The organism is Sphingomonas cynarae (assembly GCF_039537815.1).
Lineage (GTDB): Bacteria > Pseudomonadota > Alphaproteobacteria > Sphingomonadales > Sphingomonadaceae > Sphingomonas > Sphingomonas cynarae.
On the sequence record NZ_BAABBF010000001.1, the window covers coordinates 62,185 to 74,199 of the forward strand.

Sequence of the window (12,015 nt, forward strand, 5' to 3'; positions counted from 1 at the left end):
TGGACCCGTTGCTGTCGATACCGCACAGCAGCACCCAACGATGACCACCGCCCCGCCATCCCGCCGCCGCTGGCCGTTGCTGCTGGTGGCCGCGCTATCGCTGGTCGTCGCGGTGGCGGCGGGGCTGCTGGTCCTGCTCACCAGTACCGCGCCCTGGGTCGCGCCCCGCCCGGCCCCCACCGCCGAACAGGTCGGCGCCGGGCGAGACGCGCTGCTCCAGTTGCGTGGCGCCACCGACATGCCCGCCGCGCATCCGATCGCCTTCGGCCCCGAACAGCTGGACGGGATCGCCGCGCTCGCCAGCCACGGCCTGCGGCCCGACCGGTTGTCGCTGGGGGTGAAGGACAACGGGCTGCACATCGTCGGCAGCCATCGCCTGCCCGGCGGGCGCTGGCTGAACGCGGCGGTCGTCGCGGTCCGCTCGGGCCGCGGTTTTCCGGCCACCCACCTGACGATCGGCCGGCTGTCGCTGTCCGACCGGTGGAGCCGCGCGATCCTGAACGTCGGCCGCCGCCTGCTGGCGTGGCGCGGGGTGGAGGTGCCGCCGCTCGACGTGATGGTGCGCCACGTCGCGATCGGCGGCGGCAAGGTCGTCGCGATCGTCGATCCCCCCCGTCCGCAGGCCAATATCGATGGCGTCGCCGTCACCCGCCGTTACTGCGCGCTCGCCGGGGCGCAGCGTCGCACCCCCGCCGCGCAGTTCGCCACGCAAATCCGCCGCGCGTTCATCGGCGCCACGACCCCGGCCGACAATCAGGCGGGCTTCGTCGCGCTGGCGATGCTGCTGGTCGATGAAAAGGCGAGCGAGCTGGCGAACGCCGCCCGCGCCCATGTCGACCGCTGCCGCATCCCCGCCCCCATCGTCACCCTGCACGGCCGCGCCGACCTGCCCAAGCACTGGTCGCTGTCCGCCGCGCTGGCGGTCGGCGGCGGTGCGCAACTGGCGCAGGCGATGGGCGAGTGGAAAGAGCTGGCCGACAGCCTGGCCCCGCAATCGGAATTCGCGGTGGGCGACCCCACCGGCTTCTCGTTCATCGACATCGGCGCCGACCGCGCCGGCTTCCGCACCGCCACCTCGGCGACGAAGCCCGATCGCGCCGCCGATCGTGCCGCCCGCCTGCGCGCCGCCACCGACGACAGCCTGCTGCCCCCGGTCATCCTCCGCCAGCCGGAGGGGCTGACCGAAGCGCAGTTCACCCGCGCCTATGGCGGCATCGGCGCCCCCCGCTTCACCGCGATGATCGAGCGGATCGATGCCATCCTGGGGGAACGGTGATCACCCGGAACACCGTTCGCCCTGAGCGAAGTCGAAGGGCTTGTCCGGGCGTAGCCGAGGACGGTTAGCGCGGAATGCCTCGACTTCGCCCAGCACGAACGGGCGGGGGAATGGGATGATCCATCACATTGGACCAGCCGATCACCCGATGAACGGCGCCGCGATCTCCGGCCGCACGCGCAGCAGCCGCCCGGTCGCGCGGTCGATCAGTGCCCAGGTCGTCACCGCCGTCACCAGTGCGCGGCCGTCCGTGCCGACGAAGCGGACATGCCGGTCGAACCGCGCGCCCTTCGGCTCGCCCACCCATGTCTCGGCGGTGACGCGCTGCCCCTCGGTCAGGTTGCCGCGATAATCGATCTCGTGCCGGGTCACGACCCAGGCATAGGCGGCGACATGCTCGGGGGCAGCCGCCGCTTCCCAGTGCGCGGTGGCGATATCCTGGATCCAGCGCACCCAGACCGCATTGTTGACATGCCCCAGCTCGTCGATGTCGGCCGCGCCCGCGACGAAGTCCTGCGCGAATTCCCTCATGCCGCCCGCCGTCTCCGCCACCATTGCACCCCCGCCACGATTGCCGCCACCGTCGCCGCCGCGATCCCCACCGTGGTCACGCTGGGGCTGTACCGGTCGAGCAGCGCGGTGATCCCCTCCCCGAACACATAGCCGAGCGTGGTGAACAGGATGCCCCACACCAGCGCCGCGATCGCGTTCAGCGTCACGAACATCCGCGCCGACACGCCGGTGGTGCCGATCGCCACCGGGCTGATCGTGCGGAACCCGTAGATGAAGCGGAAGGCGAGGATGAACCCCGCCGGATATCGCTCGAACGCGGTCAGGGCGCGGGCGAAGGCGGGCTTCTTCATCCATCGCACCACGCGCGGATGGTCGCGGAACCGCCGCCCGGTCAGGAACAGCAACTGATCGGCGGTGAACGATCCCGTCACCGCTACCGCCATCGCACCGGCCAGCGGCACCAGCCCCTGATGCGCCATCACCCCGCCGGTGACGACCACGGTCTCGCCCTCCACCCCCGCGCCGATGAAGATCGCGATCAGGCCGTACCGTGCAAGGATCGCCGCGATCGTCATGGCAGGGGCGTCAGCCCGCGATCCCCAGCTGCCACAGCACGAAGGCGTGTTCCTCCGCCACTTCGCGCAGCGACTCGAACCGGCCGGACTTGCCGCCATGGCCCGCCCCCATGTTGGTCTTGAGCAGCAACAGATTGTCGTCCGTCTTGGTGGACCGCAGTTTCGCGGCCCATTTCGCCGGTTCCCAGTATGTCACGCGCGGATCGTTCAGCCCGCCGGAGATGAACAGCGGCGGATAGGCCTGCGCCTTCACGTTGTCGTACGGGCTGTACGACCGGATCAGCGCGAACGCCGCCGGGTCCTCGATCGGGTTGCCCCATTCGGGCCATTCGCCCGGCGTCAGCGGCAGGTCCGCGTCGAGCATCGTGTTCAGCACGTCGACGAACGGCACGTCCGCCACCACCGCGCCCCACAGTTCGGGATCGGAATTGACCACCGCGCCCATCAGCTCGCCGCCCGCCGATCCGCCCGCGATCGCGATCCGCCCGGCGCTCGTCCATTTGTCCGCCACCAGCCCGCGCGCCACGTCGACGAAATCGTTGAACGTGTTGGTCCGCTTGGTCAGCTTGCCGTCCAGATACCATTGCTGGCCCAGATCGTCGCCGCCCCGGATATGCGCGATCGCGAACGCCATCCCCCGGTCGAGCAGGCTCAGCCGCCCGGTCGAGAAGCCCGGCGGGACCGCCATGCCATAGGCGCCGTATGCATAGAGATAGACCGCGCCCGTCCCGTCGCGCGGGAAATCCGCCGGGTACACGATCGACACCGGCACCTCGGTCCCGTCGCGCGCCGCGATCTTCATCCGCTCGGTGCGATAGCGACCGGCGTCGTAGCCCGACGGAATCTCCTGCACCTTCAGCGTCGTCAGCCCGCCGGTCGCGACGTCGTAATCATAGACGGTGCCCGGCGTCACCATCGACTGGTACCCCATCCGCAGCACCTGCTGGTCGTATTCGGGATTGTCGCCCAGCCCGGCGGCATAGCTCGCCTCCGGAAACGCGACCCGCACCGGCGCCGTGGCCGCGTCGTAGCGATGGATCTCGACCTGATCCAACCCGTCCTCGCGCCCCTCCACCACGAAGAATTCGCGGTAACACTCCACCCCCGTCATGTAGAAATGCGGCGACGGCGCGATCAGTTCGCGCCAGTCGCCCGGCGCGTCGATGCTCGCGGTGCACAGCCGGAATTGCGGATCGGTGTCGTTGGTGTGGATGAACAGCGTGCCGTCATGCTCGTCCACGTCATATTCGCGCCCCTCGACGCGGGGGGCCACCAGGATCGGCGTCGCAGTCGGATCGCCCGCCGGCACCAGCCTGATCTCGCTGGTCACATGATCGCCGGTGCCGATCGCGATCCACACGCGCGACGAGGTTTCGCCGATCGACACGCGGAACCCCTCGTCCGCTTCCTTGTACAGTTCGATATCGTCCGCCACCGGCGTGCCCAGCCGGTGCAGCCGGGCATTGTCGGTCCGCCACTGCTCGTTCGCGAGGCCGTACAGGAACCCGCTGTCGTCCGCCGTCCATACGATGTCGGACAGCATCCCCGGGATCACCTCGGGCAGGTCCCGCCCGGTCGCCAGTTCCTTCACCCGCACCGTGAAGCGTTCGGCGCCGGTATCGTCGATCGCATAGGCCAGATGCCGCCCGTCGTTGCTGACCGCGAACGCGCCGAGCGAGAAATATTCCTTCCCCTCCGCCAGCGCCGGCTCGTCGAGCAGCAGTTCGTCGGCGCTGCCGTCGGCGGGCGCGCCCACCGGCCGACGCCACCATTTGCGATACTGGCCACCCGTCTCGAACGCGGTCCAGTACAGCCAGTCGCCGTCCTTCTGCGGCACCGAGGAATCGTCCTCCTTGATGCGGCCCTTCATCTCTTCGTACAGCGTGTCGACCAGCGGCCGGTGCGGCGCCATCGCCGCCTCGAAATACGCGTTCTCCGCGTCCAGATAGGCGAGGATCGCGGGGTCCTTCACGTCCGGATAGCCGGCATCCTTCAGCCATGCATAGGGATCGTCGATCGTCTCGCCATGCACCGTGACGGTATACGGCCGCCGCGCCGCCACCGGGGGTGCGGGCAGGTCGGTCGGGATGGCGGGGGGAACGGAATCGGTCATGCCCGTTCCATAGCGGCTGCCACCGCCATGTCGACGCTTCGCACGCGCCCCCGCCCCGCCGCCCTACCCTTCTGCCGCCTCCTCTTCTACCGCCTCCCCGGCGGAAGCCGGGGTCCAGTTGAGACGGCCGTCGTGGATCGTCACCACGCTTCACCCGACTGGGCCCCGGCCTCCGCCAGGGAAGGAATTATGGCGGCGGTGGCGCGCGCCAACAGCAGGCGAAAAACCCCGTACACCCCTCATACAGCCCCGCCGCGCTATACCGCCGCCATGCTCCCCGGCACGTTCACCTTCCCCAATCCGCTCACCACCCCCGCCCCCTATGCCGCCGCCGTTGCGATCGTCGCGGTGCTGATGCTGGCGCGGCGGGTCGCGATCGTGCGGCTGGGAGTACAGATCGTCACCTGGGGCGTGCTCGCGCTGTTGCTGGTGACGGTGATCGACCAGCGCGCCGATGTCGATCCGTGGATCGGCCGGATCGCGGCGATGCTGAAGCTGGAGGACCAGCGCGTCGTCGGCGACACGATGCGCATCCGCATGAGCCCCGATGGCCATTTCTGGGTCCGCGTCCGGCTGGGAAATACCGAACGGCGGATGCTGATCGACAGCGGTGCCACCGTCACCGCCGTCTCCACCCGCACCGCCGCGGCGGCGGGGCTGGAGGCAAGCGCCGGCATCGTCCCCGTGCTGCTGCGCACCGCCAACGGCACCGTACAGGCACAGACCGCGCAGGTCGGCGAACTGCGCCTCGGCAACATCGTCGCCCGCGACCTCACTGTCGTCGTCTCGCCCGCGTTCGGCGAGGTCAACGTGATCGGCATGAACTTCCTGTCGCGCCTGAAATCATGGCGGGTGGAGGACAACACGCTGATCCTCGTGCCGCATCACCCGCAAAAGCCGGACGCCGCGACGGCCTGACCCGTTCCAGCTTGCCCCTTCCCTTTTTCTGCTGCTTCCGTTCTCCTGCTTCCCCGGCGGAGGCCGGGGCCCAGTTGGGAAGGCCGCAGTAAGTTAGTCACGAACGTCCCCCAACTGGGCCCCGGCCTCCGCCGGGGAAGTAATGAGGCAGGGGAAGCCCATCAGCGGAAGTGCGACGTGTGCGCCCCGCCCCCTGTCCTACACCGTAGCCATCTGCCAGAACCCGCCGCCATGATCGTCGCGTCCGCCCCCGTCATGTACCCCGCGCCTGCCGGCCACGCCTCATGCGCCCACCCCGCGCACCCCTGTAGGATGCGACTTTCGTGACTTTCCACCGTGACCTTCCAGCCCCGGATACTGCCATGCCCGTCCATTCCACCCGTCTCGCCGCCCTTCGCGACCAGCTTGCCCGACAGCAACTGGACGGTTTCATCGTCCCGCTAACCGACGAACATCTCAGCGAATATGTCGGCGCCTATGCGCAGCGGCTGGCCTGGCTGACCGGGTTCGGCGGCTCGGCCGGCACCGCCGTCGTGCTGACGGATGGCGCCGCGATCTTCACCGACGGCCGCTATACGCTGCAGGTCCGCGAACAGGTGTCCGCCGCCGACTGGACCTATGTCGATGTGCCGCAGACCCCGGTTGCCGTCTGGCTGGCCGCGCACGCCCCCGCCGGCGCGCGGATCGGCTACGACGCCTGGCTGCATCCGCAGATCTGGGTGGACGACACCGCCGCCGCCCTCGCCGCCACCGGCGCGGTTCTGGTCGCGGTGGATGCCAATCCCGTCGACGCGATCTGGGCGGATCGCCCCGCCCCCTCCCCCGCGCCGCTGACGGTGCAGGCGGATGCCCATGCCGGCGTTCCCTCCGCTGCCAAGCGCGCCGCGATCGCCGACTGGCTGGTGGCGCGGCGCGCGGACGCGGTGGTGCTGTCCGCGCTCGATTCGATCGCGTGGCTGCTCAACATCCGGGGCGGCGATGTCGATCACACCCCCGTCGCGCTCGCCTATGCGATCCTCCACGCGGACGGCGCGACCGACCTGTTCGTCGCGCCCGGCAAGATCGACGATGCGGTGCGCCAGCATCTCGGCAACGCCGTCCGCCTGCACGATCGCACCGCCTTCGCCGCCGCGCTGCATGATCTGGCGGGCAAGCGCGTCGTCGCCGATCCCGCCGGCTCGGTCGCCGCGATCGTGCAGGTGCTGGCCGCCGGCGGCGCGACCGTGGTGGCGGAGCGCGATCCGGTGCTGCTGGCCAAGGCGATCAAGAACCCGGTCGAGATCGCCGGCCACCGCGCCGCCTCCGCGCGCGACGGTGCCGCGCTCACCCGCTTCCTCCACTGGGCGGCCACCACCTGCCCGGCGGGCACCGAAACCGAATTATCGGCGGCGGCGAAGCTGCTCGAATTCCGGCAGGCGACCGGGTGCCTGATCGACACCAGCTTCGCCACCATCTCCGCCACCGGCGCGCACGGGGCCAGCCCGCACTACCACGTCACCCCCGAATCGGATGCGCCGATCCTGTCCGGCCAGCTCTACCTGATCGATTCGGGCGGCCAATATGCCGATGGCACCACCGACGTGACGCGGGTGCTGCCGATCGGCCCGCCGACGCCGGAGATGCGCGACCGCTTCACCCGCGTGCTGAAGGGGCATATCGCGATCGCCACCGCGGTCTTCCCCGATGGCACCTGCGGCGGCCAGATCGATGCGCTGGCGCGGGCGCCGCTCTGGCAGGCGGGGCTGGATTACGGCCATGGCACCGGCCACGGCATCGGCGCCTATCTGTCGGTGCACGAAGGGCCGCAGCGGATCGCCAAGCCCGATTATCCCGGCGGCCAGGCGCTCGAACCCCTGCGTGCCGGCATGATGCTGTCGAACGAGCCGGGTTACTACAAGGCCGGCGAATACGGCATCCGGATCGAGAACCTGTTGCTGGTCGAGCCGCGTACCATCCCCGGCGGCGATCCCGACCGCGCGATGCTGGGGTTCGAGACGCTCACCTTCGCCCCCATCGAGCGGGACCTGATCGATCCGGCCCTATTGACTCCGCACGAGATTGCATGGCTCAATGCGTATCACGCCACGGTGACGCAGATCATCGGGACGCAACTCGATGGAGAGGTGCTGCAATGGCTTTTGGAAAAATGTGCGCCCGTCGGCTGATGCTGGTCGTCCTGGCGGTGGCCTGCGCTTACGGCGCGTCGATCGCCACGCGCGAAGCGGTGGATATCGCCAGTCACGCCACCGGATCGTTCGGCATCGGCTGATCGCCATCTCCGGTGGCGATATCGGCGTCGGTGGCGTCACCCGTTGCCATCGCCGCCGATTCGCGCGCTTGCCCTTTCCGCCGCCGCAGATTGGCCCTCAGCGCCGCCGCCCGCCGCTCGTCCCGCTCGTTGTTCGCCATGCCTTCCCCTAGCCGTTCGAACAAAGCCTTGACAATCCGTCCCCCCTCCGCTCTAGGCGCGCTTCGCCCGTCGGGTCGAGTGCTGCCGTAGCTCAGTGGTAGAGCGCATCCTTGGTAAGGCTGAGGTCGTGAGTTCAATCCTCACCGGCAGCACCATTTTTCAATGACTTAGACCCTCCCTTTGGGGGCGCTGTCAGACCGGGTCATCACGCGGACGATGCCGCTCCCAACGTGCGATGCGGCGGGACGAGCGCTCCGCCAGCCGCGTCGAGCACTTATCCCGTCGAATCGCTCCACGATCAGGGCTGTCCTTCCGATGCGGGGAAACCGCCATCGCCGCGCAATGTGGCAGCCAACGCTCCGGACAGCCTCCACGACGCACCGGAAGGCCGCGAACGCGACGCGCGTGCGTCAAGCCGGCACATGCGCGATTGATCAGATTGCCGATTTCGAGGTAATGACGTTCCATCCGCGAGCACGCGGATCGAGGCGTGGAAACCTCGCTGTTAGCAGCCGAATGCCCGGCCCGAACGAGTTTCGGCCGGGAGGCGGACGCGTATGTCCAAGGCCTTCGGGCCCAAAGGCGTTCGCGCTCGTCTAACAGCGAGTTTCCAACTTCCGGCTCACGGGCCGGCACCGCCTCGTCAACACGGGCGGTGCCGCCGGCTTGTTCAGCCGAACAGTTCCGCCAACGATGGAGATCGAAGGTGGTCAGGAAGCAGGCGAAGCGCGTTGGTCGGTCGACGACGGCTTCACGGACAACGAGATGGGGTAATACCCACGATCGGCACCGTATCGGCGGTCGTCACCAAACGGGCGAGCGATACCTCAGTTGCGTGGCTATGCGAATGCGGGCGGCCACGCGGCGGTCGGATGACATCGCATGTACCGCGAGGGTCATTATCGACACGTCAGACACCTCGGAGACGCGGTGATGACCGGGGATGGCGCATCCGGATACGACCGGCGGTCGCGGCAGCTCCACCTGCCAATCCAAGCGGGCGGCGGCGAGGATGAACAAGGGGGAGCGGTAGGAAGCGCTCGATCGCCTGACAGCGTCACGTTGCGGAGCTGGGCCGTCCAAGCCCCGCGGATCGGCGGCCGGTCATACCAGGGCGTCTGCATCATCGCTCGGGTCCGGCATGTCGCGTACCAACAGCAATCGACCACGTTCAGGCGCACTTCCGGCATTCTCGGCCTTACCTACGACGGCAAAGGCTTCGTGACGGGAGGGGGTGGTTCAATCGATACGACGCACCGCGGGGTGGTCAGCGTCGTACTCGAGGACGAGGACGGAAGACACTGCACACAGGAGCTGCCGGCAGAGCTGTCCGCACTGCCTGACAGCGTGATCCGGCTCGACCAGATCAACGGTCGCGTCGTCGCGGCCACGAACATCAGCGGTCGCCAGGATCGTCTTCTGCTACTCGGGCCATCGGGCTTCATAGGCCGCGCGACGTTCAGCAAGGTGCACGGCGTCCTGATCGTCGCGACGATCATGTCCGCGGGGCAGATCCTATCGCCGCATCCATTGGCGGGCCTCGCGATGACCGGCGCCTGTGCAACGATGCCGCTGCTCAGATTTCGGCGCATCCAAATGCTCAGACGGCAGCGGGCGGAGCTCAAGCGCTACATGGTGGAGGTTTTGTCGTGATGCTGCTCGCACTCGCCCTCCAAGCGGCCGCGACCGGCGGAGCGACTGACGTGACCCCCGTTTCTTCATTCACTTGGAACTAGAAACCGGCCCTCGAAGGGGCGGACGGAATGAAGCGGAAGCAGTTTTCGGGAGAGCAGATCATCGGCATCCTGAAGGAAGCCGAGGCGGGCGCGGTGGTGACGGAACTGTGCCGCAAACACGGCATGTCGAGCGCGACCTACTATGCATGGAAGGCGAAGTTCGGCGGCCTGGAGGTATCCGACGCGAAGCGTCTGAGGTCGCTCGAAGAGGAGAACGCGCGGCTCAAGCGGCTGCTCGCGGACACGATGCTCGACAACGCGGGGTTGAAAGACCTGCTGTCAAAAAAGTGGTGACGCCCGCCGCGAAGCGGCAAGCGGTCGCACATCTCCGGGCGACGCTGGGGATGGGGGCGAAGAAGTCAACGGGCGGCCCCTCCTCGTCACCCTGATGGTATTCGTCATCCTGCTGATCGTAGAGCCGATCCAAGGCACCGGCAAGCGCCTCGCGCGCATCCTCGAAGGTCGGCAGCGAGGCGTCCTGGGCGACGGCGCGATAGCGCAGCCGTCTGTCCCGACCGAGAACCACCCAGCCGAAGTCATGATCCGTCCGATCCCAGACCACCACGCCGAGCAACCGCTCGTCGGAAGTGGCGAACCAAGCCGCCTCTTGGACGAGCTGCAGGATGATCGGCACCCGTCGACGGACAGCATCCTGATCCAGCGGCGAAGCGCCGACGGAACGCCGGGCCTGACGGCGATCCCCCCGTTCACGGGGCCGTCAGAACGATCGCCGACGCGGTGCGACGCGGCGGCCACGCGACCGCGCACCGCTCACTCCTCATCTGGCACGACCGCCCGTCCGCCTCTTTCCTGCAGGACATCGCGCCGGCGGAGTCCGGCCGTAGCGTCGTCGTTCCGCCTGCAGCCGGAAGGCCAGCCGCGGCGGGGCCCCATGCCCCAGCTCCATTCCGAAGCAGTGACTTCGAGATCGATGGCGGGAGGGGGAAAGGCACGATCGAGAACTGCTACCTGTGGTCCACCCCCAACACGGGGACCACCCATCTGGTGCCGGACAACTTCCAGATGGGATCCTTCGTCTTCGACGACGACCTCCGGCTGCATCACCTGCCGAAGCCGCCGGCACGCAGCTTCAAGGTCGCCCACAAGGGCATAGTCCGCGCCTATGTGGAGCTTCGCCGCATCGAGGCCAGCCAGATCGATCGCGGCGAGGAGTTCAGCCTGCCGCAGTTAGCCAAGGCCGCCTGACGGATGACCCCCGGACGCCGCACGGCCCTGGGGGTTTCCACAGCCCGTGGCCATCAAGATCCCGAACGCCGAAGAGATCTTCCATACCTGGGCCGTACCGCTCAGCATCGCTCTTGCAATAATCTGCCCCGGCGCCCTTTTTCCCTCCGCTGCGCGGAAAATAAGAGCATGCTCCTCCGGTCGGGCGCGGGCGCCGCTTCTTCTGTGTGGAAGAGGGTCGCTCCCCGGCAGAGCCAAGCATGCGGTGGAGAAGCTCGCGCGCATCCATCCGGAGGTCAAGGAAACAAGCGCTGGCCAAGGAGTGGAAGCCCCGGAGGCGGACTAGGCCCTCGACGACGCAGCGGAACCTGATCCCCGACCATATTCGCCCCCAACGCCGCGGCACGTCAGATTAACCGTTCGTAGATATGCCGATGGCAATTCCCACCACGATCGGATGCGGGCTTGGACACGACGACGGACATCACGCGGCTTCCGGAATGGGCGATCTACGCCTACGCCGACGTTTGGCCCCGGGTCCCCGGCCACGCCTTCATAGTCGACGCCGCGGCGCGGGCCATATGGGCCAAATTCGGCATCTCCGCGATCGATGTGGGCACCGACCCCGATACGCATGGCTACCGCAGCGAGGTCGCGCAGAGGCTGGCGGAGTTTCTGACGGACGGAAACCTGATCGCCTATGCACGACCCGCGGGCGGGACGCGCCTTGCTCCGTCGCGACCGCCGAGTGGGATCTGGACAAGGCACGGTCGGCGGTCGCCACCGGATGCATCGGTCGTCGTCGGGGAAGCCATCGTCGATGCCCGCGCCGTCTATGTCGCGATCAGCCGCGCCCGCAAGCTGGCTACCCTCTATACCGACAGCCGCGCCGACTTCACCGAAGCCCTCGGCATCCGCGACGGCGCACAGGTCGGTGCCATCGACGAGACGATGAAGGCGCCGGAGGTGGCGACCGCCACCCCCGCGACCGTCAAGGCCGTGGGGATGGCGATCGGAGGCTAGGACACACGAAAAGGGATCAAGCCAAAGAAGGGAAGCTCGGGAATTGAAGTTTCCCCCAGGCCATTCAATAGCCTCCTGATCCACTTCGCCGCTATATATGTAATTCCCGATCTTCAAAAGAGTCAGTATCAAGGATTGAATCGAATCATAACCTATGGATTCTCCGTTGTAGGTCATGGTTTCACCAGCGACAGAAAACTTGTACGAAAACTCATTGCTATCAGGCTATTTCTTTTGAGGCATGTAGACCCTAATGTGTATTTCGA

11 protein-coding genes, 1 tRNA gene and 1 pseudogene are annotated in these 12,015 nt (G+C 67.8%); 9 read left to right on the top strand and 4 right to left on the bottom strand.

The window, feature by feature from the left end:
* The first annotated feature begins 40 nt into the window (after positions 1-40).
* Positions 41-1,276: a hypothetical protein gene (locus ABD719_RS00270; RefSeq protein WP_344691144.1), complete on the top strand. Its 1,236-nt coding sequence runs from the start codon at positions 41-43 to the stop codon at positions 1,274-1,276.
* 141 nt (positions 1,277-1,417) lie between these two features.
* On the opposite strand, the gene ABD719_RS00275 is transcribed toward ABD719_RS00270, so the two are convergent.
* The 3 genes from ABD719_RS00275 to ABD719_RS00285 are packed head-to-tail and all read right to left on the bottom strand — an operon-like array spanning position 1,418 to position 4,477.
* Complete coding sequence (locus ABD719_RS00275; RefSeq protein ID WP_344691146.1) at positions 1,418-1,807, bottom strand: acyl-CoA thioesterase; 390 nt, start codon at positions 1,805-1,807, stop codon at positions 1,418-1,420.
* Complete coding sequence (locus ABD719_RS00280; protein WP_344691148.1) at positions 1,804-2,364, bottom strand: DedA family protein; 561 nt, start codon at positions 2,362-2,364, stop codon at positions 1,804-1,806. The genes ABD719_RS00275 and ABD719_RS00280 overlap by 4 nt, the downstream gene beginning before the upstream one ends.
* Positions 2,365-2,374: 10 nt before the next feature.
* Positions 2,375-4,477 (bottom strand): S9 family peptidase, encoded by a 2,103-nt coding sequence (locus tag ABD719_RS00285; RefSeq protein ID WP_344691150.1) that lies wholly within the window; start codon positions 4,475-4,477, stop codon positions 2,375-2,377.
* A gap of 189 nt (positions 4,478-4,666) precedes the next feature.
* Between ABD719_RS00285 and ABD719_RS00290 the strand changes: the two genes are divergently transcribed.
* The 3 genes from ABD719_RS00290 to ABD719_RS00300 all read left to right on the top strand — a co-directional run bounded on the left by ABD719_RS00290 (position 4,667) and on the right by ABD719_RS00300 (position 7,664).
* Complete coding sequence (locus tag ABD719_RS00290) at positions 4,667-5,395, top strand: retropepsin-like aspartic protease family protein (RefSeq protein ID WP_344691152.1); 729 nt, start codon at positions 4,667-4,669, stop codon at positions 5,393-5,395.
* A gap of 362 nt (positions 5,396-5,757) precedes the next feature.
* Positions 5,758-7,560, top strand: a complete 1,803-nt coding sequence (locus ABD719_RS00295) for an aminopeptidase P family protein (RefSeq protein WP_344691155.1) — start codon at positions 5,758-5,760, stop codon at positions 7,558-7,560.
* Positions 7,542-7,664, top strand: a complete 123-nt coding sequence (locus ABD719_RS00300) for a hypothetical protein (protein WP_344691157.1) — start codon at positions 7,542-7,544, stop codon at positions 7,662-7,664. The genes ABD719_RS00295 and ABD719_RS00300 overlap by 19 nt, the downstream gene beginning before the upstream one ends.
* Here the strand turns inward: ABD719_RS00300 and ABD719_RS00305 are convergent.
* Positions 7,634-7,804, bottom strand: a complete 171-nt coding sequence (locus ABD719_RS00305) for a hypothetical protein (protein ID WP_344691159.1) — start codon at positions 7,802-7,804, stop codon at positions 7,634-7,636. The genes ABD719_RS00300 and ABD719_RS00305 overlap by 31 nt on opposite strands.
* Before the next feature lie 81 nt (positions 7,805-7,885).
* Between ABD719_RS00305 and ABD719_RS00310 the strand changes: the two genes are divergently transcribed.
* From ABD719_RS00310 to ABD719_RS00330, 5 genes and pseudogenes are all read left to right on the top strand, one after another.
* Positions 7,886-7,960: transfer RNA gene (locus tag ABD719_RS00310), tRNA-Thr, on the top strand.
* A 778-nt stretch (positions 7,961-8,738) separates the two neighbouring features.
* The gene (locus tag ABD719_RS00315; RefSeq protein ID WP_344691161.1) at positions 8,739-9,458 is read left to right on the top strand and encodes a hypothetical protein; all 720 of its coding nucleotides are present in this window, start codon (positions 8,739-8,741) and stop codon (positions 9,456-9,458) included.
* Positions 9,459-9,568: 110 nt separating this feature from the next.
* Positions 9,569-9,903 (top strand): annotated as a pseudogene (locus ABD719_RS00320) (transposase); the annotation flags it as partial.
* 643 nt (positions 9,904-10,546) lie between these two features.
* Entirely contained in the window at positions 10,547-10,747 is a 201-nt protein-coding gene (locus ABD719_RS00325) for a hypothetical protein (protein WP_344691163.1), read from the top strand.
* 444 nt (positions 10,748-11,191) lie between these two features.
* Positions 11,192-11,749 (top strand): hypothetical protein, encoded by a 558-nt coding sequence (locus ABD719_RS00330; RefSeq protein WP_344691164.1) that lies wholly within the window; start codon positions 11,192-11,194, stop codon positions 11,747-11,749.
* The last annotated feature ends 266 nt before the right edge of the window (positions 11,750-12,015 follow it).